This is a genomic window from Pedococcus sp. P2_E4 (assembly GCF_056403935.1).
The window spans coordinates 1-23,043 of sequence record NZ_JBFUEO010000030.1 but is presented as its reverse complement, the minus strand read 5'-3'; the positions used below and the strand labels follow the sequence as shown (position 1 = coordinate 23,043).

Sequence of the window (23,043 nt, the reverse complement as noted above, 5' to 3'; positions counted from 1 at the left end):
GCCACCCGTCAGGACCACGGGTGGTGCCGCCGGTCGGCGTCGTCAGGCCGTGACGGTGATCTCGTGGATCTCGTCGTAGGGGTGGCCGGCTCGCTCGTGGATGCGCTGGATCGCTTCCTTGTCCGGGCCCTCGGAGAGGCAGAAGACGTGGCCGGTCGTGGGGTCGCCCCAGGCCTGCTTGAAGTCCACCGACTCCTCGTCCTGGATGGCGAGGTCGGCCCGGTGCGCCTCGAGCAGTGCCTCGGCGGTGACTCCCGGCATGTTGGTGTGGACGTCCATGAACTGCGCCATGGGTGTTCCCCTTTCCCTGTGTGGTCGTCCGGCCACGCTACGCGGGGGAAGGAGCGCCGAGATCCGTCAAATTGGTGGGGGCCGGGCCCACCACGAGCTGGGATCGCCAAGCCTCCCAGACGGAGGGGATCGTGGAGTGGTGGGCCTCGCGCACCAGCTCGCGAGAGACGGCCCCCTGTTCGTGCAGCCGGTATGCCGGGTGCCCCGGCACCGGGCCGGGTCGCCAGCCCAGGGCGGTCACCGTGTCGACCACGCGCGCGTCGCCGAGCGCGCCGGGGCCCAGCCCCGCACGCACGGCGAGGTCCTCGACGAGGGCCGGCCGACCGGCATACGCCATGGTCGTGTGGCAGTCGAGGCGTCCACCATCCTGGCCGGCGCGGCCGAGGGCGACCCGGTCGCGCAGCAACAGGCGCCCACCGTCGGCGACATCGACAGTGAGCGTGCGGGCGACCTGCGCGCCGTCGGTCACGACGAGCGGCTCCCCTGACCAGCACAGGGTGGCGCCGGGGTGGACGTGCAGCTCGACGTCGACCAGGGCGCCCGACCCACGGCCGTGGTAGGCGACGGTGCCCGCGACGTCATACAGGTCCAGCCGCAGCCCACCGCCCACCTCGACCACGAGGCGCAGGTGGTCCCCGCCGAGCAGCGACGCGGTGGTGGCCACCAGCGCCACCTGCGCACCGGCGGCGTCGTGGCGCACGACGCGGGGACTCACCAGCCCGGCGGACAGGTCGAGGCGGCACCGCGCGCCGTTCGCGCCCGGGGTCATCGTGACGCGGGCGGTGCGGACGTCAGTGTGAGTGGGCACCGTCACCGCCGGCGTGGGTGTGCTGCGGCTCGTCCGCGTGGCTGTGCGGTGCCATCGGGCCGGGGTCGACGGGCACGTGCTGCCCGGCCCGGTGCGTGGCGAGCACCTCGAGGACCCAGGAGCGCAGCTCGCGCACCGACGCGGGGTCGGTCCGCGAGAGCGCGATGACGGGACGCCCGTCGCGCGCGGCCTCGCCCTGTCGCTTCATGAGCACGGCGTCGACGCCGACGTACGGCGCGAGGTCGGTCTTGTTGACGACGAGCAGGTCGGCGCGCGAGATGCCTGGTCCGCCCTTGCGGACGACGTCGCCACCACCGGCGACGTCGAGGACGAAGACCTGGGCGTCGACGAGGGCGGGGGAGAAGGTCGCGGTGAGGTTGTCGCCGCCGGACTCGACGAGCACGAGGTCGAGCGGCGCGAAGTCGGCCTCGAGGTCCTCGACCGCCAGCAGGTTGGCGGTGACGTCGTCGCGGATCGCGGTGTGGGGGCACGCCCCGGTCTCGACGGCACGGATCCGGTCGGGGTCGAGCACCCCCGCGGCGCGCAGCATCCGGGCGTCCTCGTCGGTGTAGATGTCGTTGGTGACCACCCCCAGCCGGAGCTCGTCGGCGAGCTCGCGACAGACCATCGCGATGAGGCTGGACTTGCCGGTGCCGACCGGCCCGGCGACGCCGAGCCGGAACGCGCGGGTGGTGGTCTGGGGATCAGGCACTGAACAACCTCCTGCTGTGGTGGGCGTGCTGGTGCTGCCAGCTCTCCATGAGGGGCGCCGACGGTGCCGGTATGGCGGTGGGCTCGGTCAGGTGGCCGACGTCGCCGACCAGGCGCTCCACCCCGGGCCCTGAGTGCAGGAGCCACTCGGCGACCTCGGCGGGGTCGAGGGGGCAGAGCTTGAGGGCGGCGGCGCAGAGCGACTGGACGTCGTCGTACGCGACGAGGCGCGCCGTGCGCGCACCGTCGAGGCCCCCCGCTGCGGCCATCGCCCCCACGGCTACCGGTCGAGCGGGCGCGCTCAGCGTGGCCAGTGCTCCTGCCGTCGCGCTCCCCGGCCAGAGCCGCTGCGCGAGCCGTCGCTGGCCGCGACCGACCGCACGCGAAGCGGCCCTCACCACCTCGCTCGGGGTGCGTGCCGCCCAGGCGTCGTCGACCGGCTGGAGGGCAAGGCCGGCGAGGGTGTGGTGCCGCGCGACCACGGCCGTGGCCGCGTCCACCACGACGCAGGAGGCCAGCCGGGTCGCGATGAAGTCGGGGATGTCAGCGGGCTCGAGGCCTCCGAGCAGCGCCGGCTCGAGACCGGACGACTGCGTGTGCCCGCCGACGGGCAGGCGGCCGTCGGCCAGCATCATGGCCGCGAACTCGGGGTGGGGGAGCATCGTGGCGCTCAGAACAGTGAATAGCGTTGGGCGAGAGGGAGTTCCGCCGCAGGTGACGGCTCGACGAGCTCGCCGTCGATGCGGATCGCGAAGGACTCCGGGTCGACCTCGATGGCGGGCGTGGTGGTGTTGTTGCGCATCTGCGCCTTGGTCACCTCACGGGTGGGTCGCACGGCGCGCAGGTCCCGGCGCAGCCGGAGGCGCTCACCCAGCCCGTCCTCGAGCGCGACCGGTGCCACGAAGGTGAGGGACACGTCGGCGCCCGCACCGCCCTCGGCGACCAGCGCCGGACGCATGAGGACCGGTTGCGGGGTGGGGATCGACGCGTTCGGGTCGCCCAGCGCGGCATACACGATCGACCCACCCTTGATGACGAGGTCGGGACGCCACCCGAAGAACTTCGGGTCCCACAGCACGAGGTCGGCGAGCTTCCCGGCCTCGACGCTGCCGACCTCGTGGTCGATGCCGTGCGCGATCGCGGGGTTGATCGTGTACTTGGCGACGTAGCGTCGGGCGCGCTCGTTGTCCGCCGGGAGGCTCTCGCCGAGGCGTCCGCGACGCGCCTTCATCACGTGGGCGACCTGCCAGGTGCGGGTGACGACCTCGCCGATCCGGCCCATCGCCTGGGCGTCGCCGCTCGTCATGGACAGTGCGCCGAGGTCGTGGAGGATGTCCTCGGCGGCGATGGTGGTGGCGCGGATCCGGCTCTCCGCGAAGGCCAGGTCCTCGGGCACCGCGGGGTTGAGGTGGTGGCAGACCATCAGCATGTCGAGGTGCTCGGCCACGGTGTTGACGGTGTGCGGCAGGGTCGGGTTGGTGGAGCCGGGCAGGACGTTGGGCAGGCCCGCGATCGTGATGATGTCGGGGGCGTGGCCCCCGCCCGCGCCCTCGGTGTGGAACGCGTGGATGCTGCGTCCGCCGATCGCGCGGATCGTCGAGTCGACGTAGCCGGCCTCGTTGAGGCTGTCGCTGTGCAGCGCCACCTGCAGGCCGAACTCGTCGGCTGCGCGCAGGGCTGCGTCGATGGCCGCCGGCGTGGCGCCCCAGTCCTCGTGCACCTTGTAGGCCGCGGCCCCGCCGCGAGCCTGCTCCTCCAACCCGGCGGCGCTCACCGTGTTGCCCTTGCCCATCAGCAGCAGGTTGACGGGCAGGTGGTCGAGGCCACGCAGGACCGACTGCAGGTGCCAAGGGCCGGGCGTGACCGTCGTCGCCCGGGAGCCCTCGGAGGGTCCGGTGCCGCCACCGCCGAGGGTGGTCAGTCCTGACGCCAAGGCCTCGTGGACCTGGCTGGTCGAGAGGAAGTGGACGTGCAGGTCGACGCCCCCCGCCGTGAGGATGCGTCCCTCGCCCGAGATGACGTCGGTGCCCGGGCCGATCTCGAGGTCGGGGTGGACGCCGTCAGCGATGTCCGGGTTGCCGCTGCGCCCCAGGGCGACGATCCGGCCGCCCCGGATGCCGACGTCGGCGCGGACGACGCCCCAGTGGTCGAGCACGACGGCGTTGGTGATGACGGTGTCGAGCGCGCCCTCGGCGCGCGTCCGCAGGCCCTGTGCCATCGACTCGCGGATCGACTTGCCGCCGCCGAAGACGGCCTCCTCGCCGCCGAAGGTGAGGTCGTCCTCGACCTCGACCCACAGGTCGGTGTCGCCGAGACGCACCTGGTCGCCGGTCGTCGGGCCGTACAGCGCGGCATACCGCTCGCGGTCGAGGTCAGCCATCGAGGGAGCCCTCCTCGCCGCGGTCGGTGAGCTGCAGGCCCGGCACCCGGCGGCGGCCGCGCAGCGCCACGGCGGTCACCTCGCGGCTCACGCCCGGCTCGAACCGCACCGACGTCCCGCTGGGGATGTCGAGGCGGAAGCCGCGGGCAGCCGCGCGGTCGAAGTCCAGGGCGGTGTTGCTGTCGGGCAGGTGGAGGTGGGAGCCGATCTGCACCGGTCGGTCCCCGGTGTTGACGATGACCAGCGTGAGGCGTTCGTCGTCGGCGCGGTCGGCGTTGATGGTGACGGTGCCCGGCCGCACCCGGATCGCGCCGGGTGCCGTGGGGTCGGAGCTGGTGGCGGCCATGGTCAGGCGATCGGGTGGTGGAGGGTCACGAGCTTGCGGCCGTCGGGGAAGGTCGCCTCGACCTGGACGTCGGCGATCATCTCGGGTACGCCCGTCATGACCTCGTCGCGGGCGAGGACGCTGCGTCCCTGCTCCATGAGGTCGGCGACCAGGGCGCCCTCACGGGCGCGCTCGATCACCCAGGTCGACAGCAGTGCGACGGCCTCGGGGTGGTTGAGCCTCACGCCCCGCGAGAGCCGGTCGCGAGCCACCATGCCGGCCACCGACAGCAGCAGCTTCTCGGTGTCCGCGGGGGACAGGTGCATCGCGGCCTCCTCGGGGTGACGTGGGCGAGGGCCCAGTAGACCAAGGCAGTGTTTCGCGGGGATTTCGTCGGCGCCACCGCTGGTCTAGCGTCGGTGCGTGACCCCCGGCCGGAACCTGCGCGTGGTGGTGCTGCCGAGCCCGCTGCTGGGACCGGCGACGTACGAGCCCTTGGCGGCATCTCTCGAGTCCCTCGGCTGCTCGGTCACGGTCGCGGACCTGCCGGTGGTGCCGACCACACCGCAGACGGTGCTGGCCGGGTTCGAGTCGGTGCTGGCTGCAGGGTGCGACGTCGTCCTCGCCCACAGCAACGCGGGCTACTACCTCCCGGCGCTCGTCGAGCGGCGGGCTGTCGCGGTGGTCGCGATGGACGCCGCGCTGCCCACTCAGGACGCGTGCGAGACCCGGCTGGCGCCGGCGCAGTTCGCTGAGCTCATCCACTCCCTGCCGCTGACCGGTGGCCGCCTGCCGCCTTGGCCGGACTGGTGGGAGCACTCCGAGGTCCGCCCCCTCTTTCCCGACGAGGGATGGTTCGAACGTGTCCGCCGCGAGGCGCCTCGGCTGCTGCCGGCCTATTTCACCGGTCGGCTACCCGTTCCGAGGGCGTGGGCGTCGGGTCCGCGGGCCTACGTCGCCTTCGGAGACACGTATGCCGACGAGGTCGCCTTCGCGGAGACCTCGGGGTGGTTGGTCCATCGGTTCGACGGCCACCACCTCGCGCACCTGGCCGCGCCCGACGAGGTCGCTCGGCTCGTGCGATCGGCGTGTGACGACCTGCTCGGCTGACAGGCGGCGGTCCGAGGCGCCACAAGGTCGTCCGTTCCTCGGCATGAGCGCGATCAACCGCATGAGTGTGCGCTCGCTGGCAGCGGAGTCAGGACACGAGGCTGTCGGCCCTGGTCTCATGCCGCCCGGCGGTCGTGGCGGTCGAACGGCCACGTCACGTGGGTGCGTCCGTCGGGAGCCGTCCACGTGCACATGCCCACCGTGTCCATCTCGACGGTCCAGCCGGCATGGTGCTTGAACCCGTGGTGGGTGGCACACAGCGCCTGGAGGTTCGAGACCGCGGTCCGACCCTGCGGGAACCGCACCACGTGGTCGAGCTGACATCGCCGCGCTGGGGTGCCGCAGCCGGGGAACCGGCAGGTCCCGTCGCGTGACCGCACCGCTCGGGCAGTGCGTGCATTGGGCCGGTATGCCGTGGGGTCCTGCCAGCGGACCGCCCCGGTGAGCTGGTCGGTGCGGGCCAGCCGCACGGTGACGTCAGGGTCGGCGAGCAGGTCCGCGACATCGGCAGGGAGCAGCGAGCCCATCGTCGCGACGTGCGACGGACCGGACACGAACCACGACAGGTCGCCATGCTGGTGAAGGACACCGTCGTCGAGCTCTTCGCACGCGAGCTGGTCGTAGCTCTCGGAGTCCGTGCGCTCTCCGCCTGCGTCGTCGTCGGTGCGCTGGTCGGCCCCGAGCCGCTGCCTCGCTCCGAAGCCTGCCCCGGGCGTGCACCGCGACCCGGCGCGCGGGCGGAGGCCCACGCCCACCTCGCAGTCGATCGGCGCGACGAGCTCAACCGTGGTGGTGATCGTCGCGTTGGCCTCGATGAGGTCGCTCAGGGCATCGGCACGGGCGGCTCCGACGAGCGTGCCGGGACTGGCCCGCACGTACTCGGCCGCCAGCCCGTCGATCGCGCCCCACAGCCGCCGGGCCGTGGCCGTGGGCAGGTCAGCGACCAGCCTCGTCATGCCGATCACGTCACCGGGCTGGACCCGCACGTCGCGCCGGGCGTGCGCGCGGGCGGCTAGCACCGCGGCGTCCTCGGGCGCGCACCGCACCGCACAGGCGCGCGCGCGACGGCGCAGAGCGGACGTCGGCAGCGCGGTCACGTCGGACTCGAGCAGGCGCGCCTCGAACTCGGCGATCCGGGCTGGGTCCACGGCGCACGACTCMTGCACGACGGCCTCGACGCGGTAGGGCTCGAGGTCACCGGCCCACGCGAGCCGCTGCACGTCGGGGAGGGCGCACACCAGGCGGCGAGCCCGCGCCACCCGCGACGACATGGTGCGGGGCGCCACGTGGAGCAACGCGGCCAATGAACCAGCCGCGATCTGGTCGCCCGTGGTGTGGAAGGGACGTCCACCGCGCGCGGCGAGGTCGGCTGCCTCCTGCTCGCACCGCTCGTCGCAGCGTCGCGCCACGGTCTCGACGGCGCTGGCCTGGCGCGCGATGACGGCGTTGACTACGCGCTGGGTCGCCGCCACCAAGGCCTCTGCCTCGGCCAGGTCGAGGGCCGCGATCGCCTCGTCGGACAGGCCGAACACGAGCTTCGCGAGGGCCGCGGGCTCCAGGTCGGTCACCGTCGAGAGGTCTTCGAACATGTGTTCGATTTTACCCGATGGCAGCGATCGCCACAATGGTTGTCCACAGCGAATTCCATTGGTGGACAACGAGAATGCGGGTTACCGTCGGCCCATGCACCGCCCCAGTCTCGACGATGCCCTGGCGCACGAGGAGCAGGTCCTGCGGGCGTTTGTCCTCCCCGACGGGAGCCTGAGGTCGATCCCCACCAAGATCACCAAGCGGCTCGTCATCCTCAACCTCATCGCCCAGCAGTTCGAGATCGGACGGACGTACCCGGAGGTCGAGGTCAACGCGGCGCTGCGAACCTTCCACGACGACGTCGCGGCGTTGCGTCGCTACCTCGTCGAGGAGGGGTTCCTCGGGCGGCGCGACGGCCAGTACTGGCGAGCCGGCGGCACCGTCGAACCTGCGGTCGCGCCTGCGGCCGACCCCCCGGTCCGTCCCACGGTCCAGCCCTAGAGGAACCCCGGAACTGCTGCCACACTCTGCGCATGCTGCGCCTCGACGACCTCTGGATCTGGGACTCGTGGGTCGCCGACGACGGCGACCTCTACCACCTCTTCTTCCTGCAGGCGCCGCGCGCGCTCGGAGACCCCGGCAAGCGCCATACGGCCGCGCGGGTCGGCCACGCGACCTCCCGCGACCTCGTCACGTGGGACTACCTGGGCGAGACGTTCGGCCCGGCGGAGTCCGGCTTCGACGACCTCGCCATCTGGACCGGGTCGGTGCTGCACGACGGAGCCCGGTGGCGCATGTTCTATACAGCCGTCTCCACCGCCGGCCACCACATCTACGACCAGCGGGTGGGGTCGGCGGTGAGCGACGACCTGCACCACTGGACCCGCGTGTCCGACGAGCCCTCGGTGCGCGTCGACGGTCAGTGGTACAAGAACCTCGCCAACAGCCCTGCCCCGACGCAGGGCCCCGACCTCGAGGGGTCCAGTGAGACCTGGCGTGACCCCCTGGTGTTCGCCGACCCCGACGGCGAGGGCTGGCACATGCTGGTGAGCGCTCGTGCCCGGGAGGCCGGACGCAACGACGACGGGGTCGTCGCCCACGCCACCAGCGACGACCTCGAACACTGGCGGCTCGGCCCGCCACTGTGTGAGCCGGGCGCCGGCTTCGGCCAGCTGGAGGTGTTGCAGGACAAGCAGATCGACGGCCGTTGGGTGCTCGTGTTCACCTGCCACCCGCAGGAGATGACGGCCGAGCGCATCGAGCGGTCGGGTCGTTACTGCACCTGGTCGGTCCCTGGACCGGGGCCGCTCGGGCCGTGGGACATCCAGCAGGCCCGCCCGTTCACCCTGGAGCCCGACCTCTTCGCCGCCCCGCTGGTGCAGCTGCGTGATGGCTCGTGGGTCATCGTCGGCTTCCGCAACCTCGAGCCCCAGGGCATCGACGCCTTCGAGATCATCGACCCGATCCCCGTGACCCTCGACGCGGACGGCTACCTCGTCGCGCGCGAGGCCTAGCCTCCGCCCAAACTCGGGTGCCTGAGCCGGGGAGCCCCGCCTAGGGTCGCTCCCATGCTGATCCGCCAGGAGCTCCGCGAGGACGCCGACGCCGTCCGTGCCATCCACCGGGCGGCGTTCGCGAAGCCCGCGACCAGTGACCAGCAGGCGACCGACGGATCCGTCGAGGCCCGCCTCGTCGACGTGCTGCGCGACCACGGCGACCTGCTCGCGCCGCTGTGCCTCGTGGCGGAGCGCGACGGTGAGGTGGTCGGCCACGTGGCCGTGAGCCGCGGCCTGCTCGACGACGAACCAGCGCCGCTCGTGGCCCTCGGACCGCTCGGTGTCCGCCCCGATGCCCAGCGTCTCGGCGTGGGCTCGGCCCTCATGCACGCCACCCTGGCCGCCGCCGACGCCCTCGGTGAGCGGGGTGTGATCCTGCTCGGCCACCCCGAGTACTACCCGAGGTTCGGCTTCGAGCCTGCCGTCGACCACGGCATCACGCCTCCGCAGCCCTGGGGGCCGCAGTACTTCATGCTGCGCCGCCTCACCGCGTGGGGGACCGGCCTGCGCGGTCGGTTCCGCTACGCGCCGGCCTTCGAGGCGCTGGACTGAGCAGCCGGCGGGCCAGGGGCCGGGCCGGCCAGTGGCCAGCCAGCCAGCCAGCCAGCCTGGCTGGGCCAGGCCGTCAGTCGCCGGTCCGGCCGTCCGCGAGCTCGCGCAGGATGTCGAGGTGGCCGTTGTGCCGGGAGTTCTCCTCGACGAGGTGCAACAGCACCCAGCGCAGGGTCGGGTGCTCCCCGGACCGGAGCGGGGTCACCGACCGGTCGTCGAGGTCGAGCCGCGCCACGATGGCGTCGGTTCGCTCCGCCTGGGCGGCGAACTCCGCCAGCGTCTCCTCCAGCGGCGTGCTCGCCCCCAAGCTGAACTCGCGGTCCGGCTCCTCCCGGGTCCACGGCCCGAGGTCAGGGCCGCCGACGAACCGGTTCTCGACCCACGAGTGCTCCACCCAGCGCAGGTGGTTGACCACCCCACCCAGGGTCATCAGCGGCGACCCCGGCAGGGGCGCGGCGCCCACGTGCTCGGCCGCCAGCTCGCGCACCTTCCCCACCGCGACGTCGCGGGTGTACTGCAGCATCGTGAGCAGCGTGGTGCGCTCGTCCCAGGACCTCGGGGTCTCATCAGGCGTCATGGGTCGAACCCTGTCCGAACCACCGGGGCCTGCGCCACCGGGTTTCGGCGAAGGGTTCAGTTGGGGTTGTACGTGTGGCTCGTCGGCGGCGGCACCACGCCGAGGGTCTGGGCCAGCGCGTGCTCGCGCTGGACGAGCAGCAGGCCGAGCCGCAGACGGGTCTCGGTGTCGGGGGCGGCGAGCAGCCGCTGACGGTCGCCGAGGTCGAGCCCCACCGCGGCCCCGACGGCATACGAGAGGTCCACGTCGTCGGTGGGCCACTGCGGCTCCTGCGCCCCGACGGTTCGTGCGTACCCGTGCAGCGCCCGGCGCAGCCGGGCTGCGAGGGCACTCGCCGCCTCCGCGTCGCCCGTGGGCTCACCGAGGACGGTCACCTCCCCCGTGAGGTATGCCGTGCCGGCGCTGGGCGCGAGCGCGTCGAGGTGGAAGCGGCGCACCCCGGTGCCGAGCACGAGGTAGCGGCCGTCGCCCGCGCTCGCGGCTCGGTCCACCCGGGCGACGCAGCCGACCTCGTGCAGGTCGTGGGCCGCGTCCGGCCCCACCTCGTGGCCCTGGCGGATCGCGACGACGCCGAACTCCGGGACCTCCGTGGCGTTCACGAGGTCGCTCAGCAGCTCGACGTAGCGCGGCTCGAAGATCTGCAGCGGCAGCTGTGCCCCCGGCACCAGCACGGTCCCGAGGGGGAAGAGGGGCAGCCTGGCCACCTCACCACCGTAGGTCCGCGGGACGCGGCGCAACACCCCTGTGGCGAAGCGGCCCACTAGGCTGCCAAGCGTGTCGCCCTACGTCGTCGTCGCTGCGGTGGTCGTGGTCGGCCTGCTGCTCTTCGTGGCCGCGATGGGTGCCCGCACCCTGCTCGCCCCGAAGGCGCCGACCCGCGCCAAGCTGACGACGTACGAGTCGGGTGTCGACCCGGTCGGCCGGGACTGGGCGCAGACCCAGGTCCGCTACTTCGTCTACGCCTTCCTCTACGTCATCTTCGCCGTGGACGCCGTCTACCTCTTCCCGTGGGCCCTGGTACTGCGGTCGAGCTCCCTCGGGGCCGTGTCGCTCGTGGAGATCGCCGTCTTCATCGGCGTGCTGCTCGTCGGTCTCGTCCACGCGGCCCGTCGTGGCCTGCTGAGGTGGCTCTGATGGCCGCGGTCGAGCTCCCCATGCCCCGGGTCGGTCTCGCTGCCGACCACGCGCCGACGCCGATCAAGATCGTCCTCAACTGGGGGCGCCGGTACTCCCTCTGGGTCTTCAACTTCGGCCTCGCCTGCTGCGCGATCGAGTTCATCGCGGCCTCGATGGCGCGGCACGACTTCATCCGGCTCGGCGTCATCCCCTTCGCCCCCGGCCCGAGACAGGCCGACCTCATGGTCGTCAGCGGCACGGTGACGGACAAGATGGCCCCAGCCGTGCGCCGGCTCTACGACCAGATGCCCGAGCCCAAGTACGTCATCTCGTTCGGCGCCTGCTCCAACTCCGGCGGTCCCTACTGGGACTCCTACTGCGTCACCAAGGGCGTCGACACGATCATCCCGGTCGACGTCTACGTCCCCGGATGCCCGCCGCGCCCAGAGGCCTTGCTGCAGGGCATCCTCAAGCTCCAGGAGAAGATCGCCTCGGAGTCCTTGTCCACCAAGGGAATCCGCGCGAAGTACGCAGGCCACCGCACCGCCAGCGCCGGTGAGGTCACGCGCGGGCTGCTGGCCCCACCCGAGGCGTCGTCGTGACCGACCGGCAGAGCCTCGAGCGTCGCGAGGTCGACCCCGCCGACTGGGTGCAGGCGGTCACGGAGGCGCGCGACGCGGCATACACGTTCTTCGACTGGCTCACGGCAGTCGACCAGGCCGACGCGGACGAGGCCGCGGGCCTCGACGTCGTCTGCCACCTGCTCGACGGTTCGACGCCGGGAGCGTTGCGCCGCATCATGATCCGGACGCGGGTGCCCGAGGGCCAGGCGCTCGCGAGCATCACCGGGGTCTTCCGCGGTGCGGCGTGGCACGAGCGCGAGACCCACGAGATGTTCGGGCTCGACTTCGAGGGCTTCGACGACGGCACGGGCCAGGGACTGCGACCGCTGTTGCTTCCCGACGGCTTCGAGGGCACCCCGCTGCGCAAGTCGTTCGTCCTCGCGGCTCGGGCGTCCAAGCAGTGGCCCGGCGCCAAGGAGCCCGGGGAGAGCGAGCACGCCAAGCCGACGGGTCGCCGCCGGGTCAGCGCGCCGGGCGTCCCCGACCCCGAGTGGGGGCCACGGTGAACGACGCCCTCGACGTCACTGTGCGTGCGGTGGGAACGCTCGCCGCCTTCCTCGTCCTGCCACTGCTCGTGGGCCAGACCGAGCACAAGGTCATGGCGCACATGCAGGGGCGCCTCGGCCCGATGTATGCCGGGGGGTTCCACGGGTGGGCCCAGCTGGTGGCCGACGGGGTGAAGTTCGTCCAGAAGGAGGACATCACCCCGGCCGCGGCCGACCGTCGGGTGTTCCGGTTCGCCCCCGCCGTGGCGCTCATCCCGTACCTGGTCGCGATGGCCGTGATCCCCCTCAGCGCCGAGGTCGTCGCCGCCGACCTGCCCGGCTCCGCCGTGTTCGTCCTCGCGGTGACCGCGGTCGGCATCCTCGGGACCCTCATGGCCGGGTGGGCGAGCGCCAACAAGTACTCGCTGCTCGGCGCGATGCGGGCCGCCGCCCAGCTGCTGTCCTACGAGCTGCCCCTGGTGCTGGCGGTCGCGAGCGTCTGCCTTGCCGCCGGGTCGCTGTCGCTGGGTGGCATCGCGCAGGCGTGGTCGCCGTGGTGGCTGCTGTGGCAGCTGCCCGGCGCCGTCGTGTTCCTCGTCGCCGCCGTCGCCGAGCTGCAGCGGCCGCCGTTCGACATGCCGGTGGCCGACTCCGAGATCGTGTTCGGCGCCTACACCGAGTACACCGGGCTGCGGTTCGCGTTCTTCCTGCTGAGCGAGTACGCCGGCATCGTCGTCATGTCCCTGTTGTTCGCCGTGCTCTACCTCGGGGGCTGGCGTGGTCTGGCGAGCGACCAGCTCGGGGTCGTGTGGACGCTGCTGAAGGGGTTCTGCATCGCGGTCCTCGTGATCTGGCTGCGGGTGGCGTGGCCGCGGCTGCGAGAGGACCAGCTGCAGCGCCTCGCCTGGCTCGTCCTGGTGCCGCTGGCCCTCGCCCAGCTCGCACTGACCGGTGTGTGGGTGGTGGTGACGGCATGAGCGACGACGAGCAGAAGCTGCCCGGCATCGGCCTGCCGGGCATCCTCAAGGGACTGGCCACCACGGCGCGGACCATGGCCCGGCCCACCCACACCGCCGAGTACCCCGATGCGCCGCCGCACCTGCCGCCGCGCACCCGCGGGGTCATCGCGCTGCTCGAGGAGAACTGCACCTCGTGCATGCTCTGCGCGCGCGAGTGCCCTGACTGGTGCATCTACATCGACTCCCACAAGGAGACGATCCCGGCGACCACCCCAGGCGGCCGCGAACGCCAGCGCAACGTGCTCGACCGGTTCGCCATCGACTTCAGCCTCTGCATGTACTGCGGCATCTGCATCGAGGTCTGCCCGTTCGACGCCCTGCACTGGAGCCCCGAGTTCGAGTACTCCGAGCTCGACATCCGGGACCTGCTCCACGAGAAGGGCCGGCTCGGCCAGTGGATGCCGACGGTGCCCCCGCCGTCAGCCCTCGACGAGCACGCGGCCGAACCCGCGGAGATTGCGGCGAGCGCCAAGCCGGCCCGCGTCCCGCGGTCAGCGACGCCACCCACCCGGGTCGTGGGAGCGGCGGACGAGGAGGTCACGTGACGTCGCTCGACGTGGCCTTCGCCGCGGTGGGGCTGATCGCCGCGGTCAGCGGCCTGCTCGCCGTGACCACGCGCCACGTCGTGCACGCCGCCCTGTGGCTCGTCCTGTGCCTCGGCTCGGTGGCCGGCTGCTACCTCGTGCTCGGCGCCGAGTTCGTGGCGCTCGTGCAGCTGCTCGTCTACGTCGGCGCCGTGGTGGTGCTGGTGCTGTTCGCCCTGATGCTGACGCGCGCACCCATCGGCCCGAACCCCGAGGTGTCCACCAGCCGGCTGCACCGCGTGCTGGCCGCCGTGCTCGGCGCAGCGGTGACGGCGTTGCTCGCGTCGGCGCTCGTCCCCCTCACCGGAGCGGCAGTGCCACGGCACGAGACCCGCACGGGTGAGCTCGCCGAGCAGCTCTTCGGCACCTGGGTCTGGCCGTTCGAGGTCCTGTCCCTCCTGCTGCTGGTCGCGCTCATAGCCGCCCTGGCCGTCTCGCGCCTGGCGGGGGGCGAGCGGTGATCCACCTGCTCGGCCCCTACCTGCTGGCCGCGGTCCTCGCCGGCCTCGGCACGTACGGCATCCTGGCGCGGCGCAATGCGGTCCTCGTGCTCATCGGCGTCGAGCTCGTGCTCAACGCCGCCACCCTGCTGCTCGTCTCGGTTGCTGCCGGTGCCGGTGACCGGTGGGCGGCCGGCGCCGTGCTGACGTTGTTCGTGATCACGATCGCCGCGGCCGAGGTGGTCGTGGCGCTCGCGGTGGTCCTCGCCGTGTTCCGGCAGCGCGGCACGATCGACCTGACGGAGGCCGTGGACGCCAGCGCCGACGCCGAGCAGCGGGTCGTGCGGTGACCGCGACGTCCGTCCGGCTCGTGGTGCTGCTGCCGGCGCTGGCCGCGCTGGCGGGACTGCTGCTCGCCCGGGGGCGGGACGCCATGGCACGCCTCGTGGCGACCGGCGTCGCGGCCATCACCCTGCTGGCTGCGCTGATCCAGATGGTCGGCGTCCACGCCGACGGCCCGGCGCACGTCATCGGCACCGTCCCCGCGCTCGAGACCGGCAGCCTGCGGATCCCGTTGCAGCTGCAGGCGACCGACGCCACCGCCCTCATCGCCGTAGTGGTCGGGATCGTCGGCCTGGCCGTGCAGGTCTTCGCCGCCTGGTACCTGCGCGACGACGACCGCTACGGCATCTTCGCCGCCACCGTCTCGCTGTTCTGCGCAGGCATGCTGCTGACCGTCCAGTCCGCCGACCTCGTCCTCACCCTCGTCGGCTGGGAGGTCATGGGCTGGTGCTCGTACCTGCTGATCGGCCACTGGAGCCGCAAGGAGTCCGCCCGCCGCGCGGCGCTCAAGGCGTTCCTCGTGACCCGGTTCGCCGACGTGGGCTTCGTGCTCGGCGTGGTGATCCTGGCCGCGCAGGTCCGGTCCACGGCCTACGCCCGCGTCCTGCAGGAGTGGGGGCCCGTGCAGGACTGCCCCGACGCCGGTGCCTGCGTCGCCCCCGACCGGGGTGTGCTCACCCTGGCGATGGTGCTCCTGGTCGTCGGCATCCTCGGCAAGTCGGGCATGGTGCCGTTCCACGACTGGCTCCCCGACGCCATGGAAGGCCCCACCCCGGCGTCCGCGCTGATCCATGCGGCGACCATGGTCGCGGCTGGCACCTTCGTGCTGGCCCAGCTGTTCGACCTGCTCGTCGTCGCCGACGGCGCCCGATGGCTGCTGGCCGTCAGCACGGCCGTGACGATGGTCTGGGCTGCCTTGCTGGCCTTCGGCCAGAGCGACCTCAAGCGGCTCCTCGCGTACTCCACGCTGAGCCAGGTGGCCCTCATGCTCTCGGCGCTCGCCGTGGCGCCGGCCGACGAGGGGCCGGGCGCCGGGGTGCTCCACCTCTACTCGCACGCCTTCTTCAAGGCGTTGCTGTTCCTCGCGATCGGCTGGCTGAGCGTCATCGTCGGCGGGACGGCGGCCACGACCCTGCGCGGCGGCCTGCGCGGCCACCTCTTCATCCGCCCGGCGCTCTTCGTCGGGTTGCTCTCGCTCGCAGGGGTCCCCCCGCTGGTCGGGTTCGCCTCCAAGGAGCACGTACTCGCCGCGGCCGAGGCGGGCGCCGGGGCCGGAGAGGTCCGTGGCTGGCTCGTCCTGGCAGCGGCCCTCGTCACGGTCGTGCTGACTGCCGCCTACTGCATGCGCGCCTGGGTCGTCCTCGATGACCTCGACTCGGCAGACATCGAGCGCCACGAGGCCGACAAGGCCGGGCTCGGGGTTCGCGCAGTGGTCACCGCACTGGTGGTCCTGACGGTGCTCGGTGGGCTCGTGGTCTTCACCCCGCTGGTCGAGCTGGGCACCCACGTGAGCTGGTGGATGGCCCTGCTGAGCCTCCTGCTCATCGCCGGGGCGGGCTTCGCGATCGCCCGCACGGCGCGGGGGGAGGATCCTGCGGAGCGACTCGTCGGCGCACGAATCCCCTTGTTCGACAACGGGTTCGGTGTCGACCGCCTGTACGTCGCCGCAACTGCCCCGGTGCTGGCGCTCGCCCGCCTCGTCGTTTTCCTCGACCGTGAGGTGATCGACGCGTACGTGCGGGGGGCCGCTGCCGCGACCATGATCGGCGGGCGGGGCGGCAACCGCGTGCACTCGACCGAACGCGCCGCCTCGGCCCTGGCCTGGGTGGCCGCCGGCGTCGTCGCCGTGGCCCTCGCGGGGGTGGCGCTGTGGTGATCCTCCTCAGCCTCGTGGTGCCGGTCGCCGTCGCCGTCTGGCTGCTCACGGCCGGGAGGGGCCTCGCGCACCGTCCCGCGAACCTCCTCGCGACCGCCGCGAGTGTCGTCACCCTGGCCGCCGTCCTCCTGGCCGTCATCCTGCGGCCCACCGTCGACCGGGCCTGGGTGCCCAGCCTGGGGCTGCGCTGGCAGCTCGAGGTCGACGGCATCAGCGCCCCCCTGCTGCTGCTCACCGCCGTCCTCGGGGTGGGCGTCGTCCTACACACCATGGACCGACCCCCGACCGGGGGGACGACCGGCGCCTTCCACGGCTGCCTCCTGCTCGTCGAGTTCGGGGCGCTCGCGACGTTCTACGCCCGCGACGCGGTGCTGTTCTTCATCGCCTTCGAGCTCGTCCTCGTGCCGATGTGGGTCCTCATCAGCCGCTTCGGCGACCCCCACGACCCCGGTGCCCGCGCCGACGCCGGGGGCCGCTTCGTCCTCTACACCGCGTTCGGCTCGACGCTCATGCTGGTCGGCATCCTCGCCCTCGTCACCCAGGCCGGCACCTCGGACCTCGACGTGCTCGCGCAGGGCGGCGGGCACGGCATACCCGTCCACACCCAGGTGGTCGTCGCCGGTCTGCTCGTCGCGGGGCTGGCCGTCAAGGTCCCGGTCTTCCCCCTGCACACCTGGCTGCCGCCCGCCCACACGACCGCCCCCACCGCGGGGTCGGTGCTGCTGGCCGCGGTGCTGCTCAAGATGGGCACGTACGGCCTGGTCCGGCTACCGCTCGCCTCGGTCCCCGACGGGTTCGCCCGGGTCGCGCCCGTCCTGGCCGTGCTCGGTGGCATCGGCATCCTCTGGGGAGGCCTCGCCTGCCTCGTCGAGCGGGACCTGAAGCGGCTCGTCGCGTACTCCAGCGTCGCCCACATGGGCTTCGTCGTCCTGGGGCTTGCCAGCGGCACCCGGACGGGGCTGCAGGCCGCGCTGTTCGCGAACGTCGCGCACGGCGTCGTCTCCGCCCTGCTGTTCGTCGTGGTCGGCGGCCTCAAGGAACGCTGGGGCAGTGCCGACCTCACGACGGCGCGGGCCGCACTGCGCGAGGTCACGCCCCGGCTGGGCTTCGCGCTGGTCGTCGGCCTCGCGGCCTCGCTGGGGCTGCCCGGCCTCGCCGGGTTCTGGGGCGAGTTCCTCGCCGTGTATGCCGCGTGGTCACCGGCCGACGGCCGCCCCCTCGCGTTGTTCCGCACCCTCGCCGTCGTGGCCGCCCTGGGCACCGTCCTCGCCGCGGCCTACAGCCTGCGCGTCGCCCGCACCGTCTGGGCGGGGGAGCGCACCGAGCCGTCCATCACCGACAGCCGCGACAGCGAGTGGGACGTCGTGGCCGTGCTCGTGGCCGCGACCGTCGCGCTCGGCGTGGCACCTGGCCCCCTGCTGGCGATGACGGGTGACGCGGTCACCACCCTGCTCGGGGCGGGCTCGTGAGCACCGCGCTCGCAGCGGCGGCGGCCGCACCCGGGGTCGTGTCCTTCGACTGGCTCGCCCTCACGCCGGTGCTCGCGCCGGCCCTGGGGGCGGTGCTCATCCTCCTGGTCGACGCGCTGTTCCCCCGGCTGCAACGGTTCCACCCCGTCGTGGGCCTCGTGGCGCTCGCCGTCGGGCTGGTCGCCGCGGTGCCGGGAGCCGTCGGCAACGCGGGCGGTCCCCTGCCCGTCTTCGGGTCCGACGGCCGGCTGGTGTCGGACCCCGTGCGCACGCTGTGCATCCCCGCCGTCGACGGCGCCTGCCTCTACGAGGCGGGTGTCCTCGCGAGCGCACTGCAGCTGGCGGCGCTCGGTGCCGCGGCCGTCGTGCTGCTCCTGGCCTGGCCCACAGGTGAGCGCACCGACGGGCTGCGTGGCGGTCCGGCTGTCGTCGTCTCGCTGGTCCTCGCCGCGACAGCCGGCGCGTGCGGGGTCGCCGGGGCCAGCGACCTCGGCTCATGGCTCGTGTGCCTCGAGCTGGCCACCCTGCCGGCGATCGCGCTGGTCGCCCTGCGGGGCACCTGGGCAGCAGCCCGCGGCGCCCTGGCCCTCCTCACGACCTCGGTGGTGTCGTTCGCGATGGTTGCGCTGGGCGCCGCCCTGTGGCTGGTGGCCACCGGTGAGGCGGTGTTCTCGGCGGCCGCCGCCGAGGCGGCGCTCGCGGACGCCGACCGCCGTGCCGTCCTCGTGCTGGGCGTCCTGTTCCTGCTCGGCGGGGTGGGCTTCAAGCTCTCCCTCGTCCCCTTCCACGCCTGGACCCCCCAGGCGTATGCCGGTGGGTCAGACCCCGTGGCAGCCTTCCTCGCCGGGACCTCCAAGGTCGCAGCGCTCGCCGCGCTGCTCGTGGTGGTGCGCCCCCTGGCCGACGTCGACGCACCCGTGCTGGTGGCCCTCGGGCTGCTGGCGGCGGTGTCCATGACCGTGGGCAACGTCCTGGCCCTCGTGCAGGACGACCCGGTCCGACTGCTGGCCTGGTCGACCGTCGCCCAGGCCGGGTGGGTGGTCCTTCCCCTGTCGGCGATGGCCGACGAGTCGCCGGCGGCGTCGGGCGGCTACCTGCTCGCCTACGTGGTCGCGACCCTCGTCGCGTTCAGTGTCGTCCACGTCGTCACCTCGTCCACGCCCGCCCGAGGGTCGACGCGCGACCGGCGCAGCCTCGCGGCATACACCGGTCTGCTGCGCTCGCACCCCCTGCTCGGGGGAACCCTCGCGCTGGCCCTGGTCTCGCTCGCGGGACTGCCCCCGGGCGTGGTGGGACTGGTCGCCAAGGTCGTCGCGCTGCGCCCGGTCGTCGGGGCCGAGCAGTGGGCGCTCGCCCTGGTCGCCGTGGCCAACGCGGTCATCGGCGTGGCCGTCTACCTGCGCTGGTTCGCGATCCTGCTCCGGGACCCGGACGAGGGACCGGCTGGATCGCTCATCCGGCGGGTCCCCAGGCCGGCGCTCGCGGCTCTGGTGCTGTCGTCCGTGGTGCTGGTCGCGACGAGCGTGCTGCCGCAGCTGGTGTTCGGCCTCACCACCTGACGCGCTGTGCCCCGGGCCTCGGAACGGCGCGCCCGGCGTCTGCGTTAATGGGAGCATGCACAACCACTTCAACGGGCTCAAGACCGCCGCCCTCTTCGCCGGCATCTTCGCCATGCTCCTCGGCATCGGCGGGCTCATCGCGAGCTCGACCGGCAACGCGTCCTTCATCTGGCTGTTCGCACTGTTCGGCGTCGGCATGACGTTCTACGGCTACTGGAACTCCGACAAGCTCGCCATCAAGGCGATGCACGCCTACCCCGTCAGCGAGGCGCAGGCCCCGGCGATGTACCGCATCGTCCGCGAGCTCTCGACCGCCGCCGGCAAGCCGATGCCCAAGCTCTACATCAGCCCGACCGCGGCCCCCAACGCCTTCGCCACCGGCCGCAACCCCGAGAACGCCGCCGTCTGCTGCACCGAGGGCATCCTGGGCCTGCTCGACGAGCGCGAGCTGCGTGGGGTGCTCGGGCACGAGCTGATGCACGTCTACAACCGCGACATCCTCACCGGCTCGGTCGCGGCGGCCATCGCCGGCGTGATCACCTCGGTGGCGCAGATGCTGATGTTCGCGAGCATGTTCGGTGGCGGCGGCAACGACGAGGACCGTCCCAACCCCATTGCGCTGCTCGCGATGGCGTTGCTGGCGCCGTTCGCGGCGATGATCATCCAGATGGCGATCAGCCGGACGCGCGAGTACGACGCCGACGAGGACGGGGCCCGGCTGACCGGCGACCCGCTCGCACTCGCGTCGGCGCTGCGCAAGCTCGAGACCGGCGTCCAGCAGGCGCCTCTGCAGCCCACCCCGGCGATCCAGAACTCCAGCCACATGATGATCGCCAACCCGTTCCGGCCCCAGGACGTGTCGCGCTTCTTCTCGACGCACCCGCCCATGACCGAGCGCATCGCCCGCCTCGAGCAGCAGGCCTACGGCTTCCGCCAGCGCTGAGCAACGGCGACCGTCACGCTGAGCGGCGGCGCCTGTCAGCGCTGAGCGGCGGCGCCCCGAACCAGCCGCTCGGCCCCGGTGGAACACAACTGGGCAGAACCCGGTTACACTGGTCGCAGTTGCAGTTCCTCGTGAGATGGGCCCGCCAAACCGTGGGCCCATTTTTCATACATCGGCTTTGTTCCGTGTCGCGGTGATGTCGCAGCTGGTGGTCCACATCCGTGGGCCGCGTCGGCCATTATGAAAAGAGATATCCCATGGCACAGGGAACAGTGAAGTGGTTCAACGCTGAGAAGGGCTTCGGCTTCATCGCCCAGGACGGCGGCGGCCCCGACGTCTTCGTGCACTACAGCGCGATCGAGTCCAGCGGCTACCGCTCGCTCGACGAGGCACAGCGTGTCGAGTTCGACATCACGCAGGGCCCCAAGGGCCCCCAGGCTGAGAAGGTCTCGATCGTCTGATCAGGCTTCCACCTGACGAGAGCCCCCGACCGCCAAGGTCGGGGGCTCTCGTGCGCCCAGGGACTGTCGGGCCTCACTGGCGGGTCCACACGACCCCGCTGGGGTCGGTCAGGACATCCGCCCCGGGGACGTAGGTGACCTCCAGGGAGATCCGGCCGAAGATGTTGCCCCCGGGAACGCAGACGAGGACGCCCGTGACCACCAGGGTGTCGTCCTGCGTGGACCCGTGTCCTGCGAACCGGGCGGGCGGGCCGCCACAGACGTTGGCGCTGTCGTCGTAGTAGCGCAGGGTGAGCGACCCGCCGGGTGAGCCGGTGATGGTCTGGACCTGGTGGCTGCCGTCCGTGTCGGTCGACTCCCACGTTCCGATGAACCCGCTGCCGGCCGCCGTGGCCGCGGATGGTGCGGCCACTCCAGCGAACGCGGCCAGTGCCGCTGCTGCGACAAGACACCCGATCCGACGCATTGCTCGCTCCCTTCGTACGGTCCCTGTGCCCCTGTCCGCCAGGGGAGACCGTTTCCGATCCTCGTCCGCGGGCGAGGGCGCGGGAATGGCCCAGCGGGGTCATCAGTCGCCACCCGATCGGGCCAGGGGGGCCAGGCGGACCGGGCACCCAGCAGCCACTGGTTAGATCGTGGGCATGCCCTCACTGTCGCGAGCAGAAGCGCGCCTGCGTTCCGACCTCCTGGCCGTCGACCGGATGGAGTTGGACCTGGACCTCGACCGGGGACCCGAGGTCTTCGGCTCCTCCGTCCGGATCACGTTCCGGTGCACCGAGGCCGGGGCGAGCACGTTCCTCGACGTCAAGCCGGGCGAGCTGGTGTCGCTGACCCTCAACGGTGACCCCGTCGACGTCGCGGGTCTCGATGACGGCCGGATCACCCTGACCGGCCTCGCCGCCGAGAACGTCCTCGAGTGCGAGGCGGTCATGACCTACAGCCGGGACGGCCAGGGGCTGCACCGTGCGGTCGACCCCGCCGACGGTGAGCACTACGTCTATGGCCACTTGTTCCTCGACGCCGGCCCGCGCGTGTTCGCGTGCTTCGACCAGCCCGACCTCAAGGCCCCGTATGCCGTGTCCGTCACCGCCCCGGAGGCCTGGCTCGTCGTGGGGAACGGAGCGGCCCGACAGGTGGCTCCGGGGCGGTGGGAGCTCGAGCCGACCAAGCCGCTGGCGACGTACTTCGTCACGGTCTGTGCCGGGCCCTACACGTCCGTGCTCGACGAGCACGACGGCATACCGCTCGGGATCCACGCGCGCGCCTCGCTCAAGGAGGCCCTGGAACGGGAGGCGCCGCAGATGCTCGAGGTCACCAAGGCGAGCTTCGACTACTACCACCAGCTGTTCGGCATCCGGTACCCGTTCGGGGAGTACCACCAGGTCTTCGTCCCCGAGTTCAACGCCGGCGCGATGGAGAACCCGGGCTGTGTGACGTTCCGCGACACGATGGTCTTCCGCGGCGCGGCGGCGCGCGACGAGCTGCTCGCCCGCAGCAACACCATCACGCACGAGATGGCGCACATGTGGTTCGGCGACCTCGTCACCATGCAGTGGTGGGACGACCTGTGGCTCAACGAGTCGTTCGCCGAGTACATGGCCCACCGCACCTGCGTCGACGCGACGGAGTTCGACGACGCGTGGGTGGACTTCAGCGTTGCCCGCAAGGCCTGGGGGTATGCCGCCGAGCGCACCCCCTCGACGCACCCCGTGGCAGGGTCGGCCGCGCGCGACGCCCAGGCGGCGCTGCAGGACTTCGACGGCATCTCGTACGCCAAGGGCGCCTCCACCCTGCGGCAGCTGATCGCCCACATCGGTGACGAGGCGTTCATCGCCGGGGTGACGGCATACCTGCAGGACAACGCCTTCGGCAACGGCACGCTCGCCGACTTCCTCGCTGCCATCGAGGCGGCCAGTGGCCGGGACCTCGAGCCCTGGAGCCGCGCCTGGCTGCTGACCGCGGGGGTCGACGTCCTGTCGGTCGACCAGGAGTCCGGCACGATCCACCGGACGGTGCCACAGCAGTTCCCCGCCGAGCGACCGCACACGTTCGACGTGGCCGGCTTCCGCGACGGCGCCGAGGTGTTCCGCGAGTCGGTGACCCTGACGGGGTCCTCGACACCCGTGGCGGCCCTTCGCGACGGGCCGCGCGCCGACCTCGTGGTGCCGAACGCCGGTGACCTGACCTGGGCCACGGTGCTGCTGGACGACGCCACGGTCGCCGCGCTGCCGACGACCCTCGCGGCGGTGCCCGACGTGCAGGCGCGGGCAGTGCTGTGGGTCTCGC

General features: G+C 72.4%; 28 protein-coding genes. 17 read left to right on the top strand and 11 right to left on the bottom strand.

Features of this window, described 5'->3' with window-relative positions; all coding sequences use genetic code 11:
* Window positions 1–42: 42 nt before the first annotated feature.
* Genes AC1DV7_RS13720 through AC1DV7_RS13690 form a run of 7 tightly spaced genes read right to left on the bottom strand, consistent with a single transcriptional unit; the run spans window position 43 to window position 4,841 of the window.
* Window positions 43–291, bottom strand: a complete 249-nt coding sequence (locus AC1DV7_RS13720) for an SCO4226 family nickel-binding protein (protein ID WP_477597693.1) — start codon at window positions 289–291, stop codon at window positions 43–45.
* Between the two features lie 37 nt (window positions 292–328).
* Entirely contained in the window at window positions 329–1,099 is a 771-nt protein-coding gene (locus tag AC1DV7_RS13715; protein ID WP_477597692.1) for an urease accessory protein UreD, read from the bottom strand.
* A complete protein-coding gene (gene ureG, locus AC1DV7_RS13710) occupies window positions 1,083–1,811 on the bottom strand; it encodes an urease accessory protein UreG (protein WP_477597691.1) in 729 nt (242 codons plus the stop codon). Before ureG ends, AC1DV7_RS13715 begins: the two co-directional genes overlap by 17 nt.
* A complete protein-coding gene (locus tag AC1DV7_RS13705; RefSeq protein WP_477597690.1) occupies window positions 1,804–2,472 on the bottom strand; it encodes an urease accessory protein UreF in 669 nt (222 codons plus the stop codon). The genes ureG and AC1DV7_RS13705 overlap by 8 nt, the downstream gene beginning before the upstream one ends.
* An 8-nt stretch (window positions 2,473–2,480) precedes the next feature.
* The gene (locus AC1DV7_RS13700; RefSeq protein ID WP_477597689.1) at window positions 2,481–4,190 is read right to left on the bottom strand and encodes an urease subunit alpha; all 1,710 of its coding nucleotides are present in this window, start codon (window positions 4,188–4,190) and stop codon (window positions 2,481–2,483) included.
* Window positions 4,183–4,536, bottom strand: a complete 354-nt coding sequence (gene ureB / locus AC1DV7_RS13695) for an urease subunit beta (RefSeq protein ID WP_477597688.1) — start codon at window positions 4,534–4,536, stop codon at window positions 4,183–4,185. The genes AC1DV7_RS13700 and ureB overlap by 8 nt, the downstream gene beginning before the upstream one ends.
* A 2-nt stretch (window positions 4,537–4,538) precedes the next feature.
* Entirely contained in the window at window positions 4,539–4,841 is a 303-nt protein-coding gene (locus AC1DV7_RS13690) for an urease subunit gamma (RefSeq protein WP_477597687.1), read from the bottom strand.
* A 97-nt stretch (window positions 4,842–4,938) separates the two neighbouring features.
* Between AC1DV7_RS13690 and AC1DV7_RS13685 the strand changes: the two genes are divergently transcribed.
* Window positions 4,939–5,625: a hypothetical protein gene (locus AC1DV7_RS13685; protein WP_477597686.1), complete on the top strand. Its 687-nt coding sequence runs from the start codon at window positions 4,939–4,941 to the stop codon at window positions 5,623–5,625.
* 116 nt (window positions 5,626–5,741) lie between these two features.
* Here AC1DV7_RS13685 and AC1DV7_RS13680 read toward each other — a convergent pair whose 3' ends face one another.
* Window positions 5,742–7,214 (bottom strand): HNH endonuclease signature motif containing protein, encoded by a 1,473-nt coding sequence (locus AC1DV7_RS13680; protein ID WP_477597685.1) that lies wholly within the window; start codon window positions 7,212–7,214, stop codon window positions 5,742–5,744.
* 94 nt (window positions 7,215–7,308) lie between these two features.
* Here AC1DV7_RS13680 and AC1DV7_RS13675 point away from each other — a divergent pair, with 94 nt between their 5' ends.
* The 3 genes from AC1DV7_RS13675 to AC1DV7_RS13665 are packed head-to-tail and all read left to right on the top strand — an operon-like array spanning window position 7,309 to window position 9,263.
* Window positions 7,309–7,656 (top strand): DUF2087 domain-containing protein, encoded by a 348-nt coding sequence (locus AC1DV7_RS13675; RefSeq protein ID WP_477597684.1) that lies wholly within the window; start codon window positions 7,309–7,311, stop codon window positions 7,654–7,656.
* 32 nt (window positions 7,657–7,688) lie between these two features.
* Window positions 7,689–8,669, top strand: coding sequence for a glycoside hydrolase family 68 protein (locus tag AC1DV7_RS13670; protein WP_477597683.1), 981 nt, complete (start codon window positions 7,689–7,691; stop codon window positions 8,667–8,669).
* 54 nt (window positions 8,670–8,723) lie between these two features.
* Window positions 8,724–9,263, top strand: a complete 540-nt coding sequence (locus AC1DV7_RS13665) for a GNAT family N-acetyltransferase (RefSeq protein ID WP_477597682.1) — start codon at window positions 8,724–8,726, stop codon at window positions 9,261–9,263.
* A 73-nt stretch (window positions 9,264–9,336) separates the two neighbouring features.
* Here the strand turns inward: AC1DV7_RS13665 and AC1DV7_RS13660 are convergent, their stop codons facing one another.
* Entirely contained in the window at window positions 9,337–9,840 is a 504-nt protein-coding gene (locus AC1DV7_RS13660) for a DinB family protein (RefSeq protein ID WP_477597681.1), read from the bottom strand.
* A gap of 56 nt (window positions 9,841–9,896) precedes the next feature.
* Window positions 9,897–10,544: an LON peptidase substrate-binding domain-containing protein gene (locus tag AC1DV7_RS13655; protein ID WP_477597680.1), complete on the bottom strand. Its 648-nt coding sequence runs from the start codon at window positions 10,542–10,544 to the stop codon at window positions 9,897–9,899.
* A 70-nt stretch (window positions 10,545–10,614) separates the two neighbouring features.
* On the opposite strand from AC1DV7_RS13655, the gene AC1DV7_RS13650 reads away from it, so the two are divergent.
* The 12 genes from AC1DV7_RS13650 (at window position 10,615) to AC1DV7_RS13595 (ending at window position 20,757) form a co-directional block, all read left to right on the top strand.
* Window positions 10,615–10,974, top strand: coding sequence for an NADH-quinone oxidoreductase subunit A (locus tag AC1DV7_RS13650; RefSeq protein ID WP_477597679.1), 360 nt, complete (start codon window positions 10,615–10,617; stop codon window positions 10,972–10,974).
* A complete protein-coding gene (locus AC1DV7_RS13645; protein WP_477597678.1) occupies window positions 10,974–11,558 on the top strand; it encodes an NADH-quinone oxidoreductase subunit B in 585 nt (194 codons plus the stop codon). The genes AC1DV7_RS13650 and AC1DV7_RS13645 overlap by 1 nt, the downstream gene beginning before the upstream one ends.
* The gene (locus AC1DV7_RS13640) at window positions 11,555–12,085 is read left to right on the top strand and encodes an NADH-quinone oxidoreductase subunit C (protein WP_477597677.1); all 531 of its coding nucleotides are present in this window, start codon (window positions 11,555–11,557) and stop codon (window positions 12,083–12,085) included. Before AC1DV7_RS13645 ends, AC1DV7_RS13640 begins: the two co-directional genes overlap by 4 nt.
* On the top strand, window positions 12,082–13,041 hold the full coding sequence (locus tag AC1DV7_RS13635; protein WP_477597676.1) for a complex I subunit 1/NuoH family protein: 960 nt from the start codon (window positions 12,082–12,084) through the stop codon (window positions 13,039–13,041). Before AC1DV7_RS13640 ends, AC1DV7_RS13635 begins: the two co-directional genes overlap by 4 nt.
* The gene (locus AC1DV7_RS13630) at window positions 13,038–13,628 is read left to right on the top strand and encodes a NuoI/complex I 23 kDa subunit family protein (protein WP_477597675.1); all 591 of its coding nucleotides are present in this window, start codon (window positions 13,038–13,040) and stop codon (window positions 13,626–13,628) included. The genes AC1DV7_RS13635 and AC1DV7_RS13630 overlap by 4 nt, the downstream gene beginning before the upstream one ends.
* On the top strand, window positions 13,625–14,128 hold the full coding sequence (locus tag AC1DV7_RS13625; RefSeq protein WP_477597674.1) for an NADH-quinone oxidoreductase subunit J family protein: 504 nt from the start codon (window positions 13,625–13,627) through the stop codon (window positions 14,126–14,128). Before AC1DV7_RS13630 ends, AC1DV7_RS13625 begins: the two co-directional genes overlap by 4 nt.
* Window positions 14,125–14,457: an NADH-quinone oxidoreductase subunit NuoK gene (nuoK, locus tag AC1DV7_RS13620; protein WP_477597673.1), complete on the top strand. Its 333-nt coding sequence runs from the start codon at window positions 14,125–14,127 to the stop codon at window positions 14,455–14,457. The genes AC1DV7_RS13625 and nuoK overlap by 4 nt, the downstream gene beginning before the upstream one ends.
* Complete coding sequence (locus AC1DV7_RS13615; RefSeq protein WP_477597672.1) at window positions 14,454–16,325, top strand: NADH-quinone oxidoreductase subunit 5 family protein; 1,872 nt, start codon at window positions 14,454–14,456, stop codon at window positions 16,323–16,325. Before nuoK ends, AC1DV7_RS13615 begins: the two co-directional genes overlap by 4 nt.
* Window positions 16,319–17,794, top strand: coding sequence for a complex I subunit 4 family protein (locus tag AC1DV7_RS13610; RefSeq protein WP_477597671.1), 1,476 nt, complete (start codon window positions 16,319–16,321; stop codon window positions 17,792–17,794). Before AC1DV7_RS13615 ends, AC1DV7_RS13610 begins: the two co-directional genes overlap by 7 nt.
* A complete protein-coding gene (locus tag AC1DV7_RS13605) occupies window positions 17,791–19,353 on the top strand; it encodes a proton-conducting transporter transmembrane domain-containing protein (RefSeq protein ID WP_477597670.1) in 1,563 nt (520 codons plus the stop codon). Before AC1DV7_RS13610 ends, AC1DV7_RS13605 begins: the two co-directional genes overlap by 4 nt.
* A 55-nt stretch (window positions 19,354–19,408) precedes the next feature.
* Window positions 19,409–20,296, top strand: a complete 888-nt coding sequence (gene htpX, locus AC1DV7_RS13600; RefSeq protein WP_477597669.1) for a zinc metalloprotease HtpX — start codon at window positions 19,409–19,411, stop codon at window positions 20,294–20,296.
* A 257-nt stretch (window positions 20,297–20,553) separates the two neighbouring features.
* Window positions 20,554–20,757: a cold-shock protein gene (locus AC1DV7_RS13595; protein ID WP_477597668.1), complete on the top strand. Its 204-nt coding sequence runs from the start codon at window positions 20,554–20,556 to the stop codon at window positions 20,755–20,757.
* A gap of 73 nt (window positions 20,758–20,830) precedes the next feature.
* Here the strand turns inward: AC1DV7_RS13595 and AC1DV7_RS13590 are convergent, their stop codons facing one another.
* A complete protein-coding gene (locus tag AC1DV7_RS13590; protein ID WP_477597667.1) occupies window positions 20,831–21,223 on the bottom strand; it encodes a hypothetical protein in 393 nt (130 codons plus the stop codon).
* 175 nt (window positions 21,224–21,398) lie between these two features.
* Here AC1DV7_RS13590 and pepN point away from each other — a divergent pair.
* Window positions 21,399–23,043: aminopeptidase N (pepN, locus tag AC1DV7_RS13585; RefSeq protein WP_477597666.1), on the top strand; the 1,645-nt coding region annotated here is incomplete at its 3' end.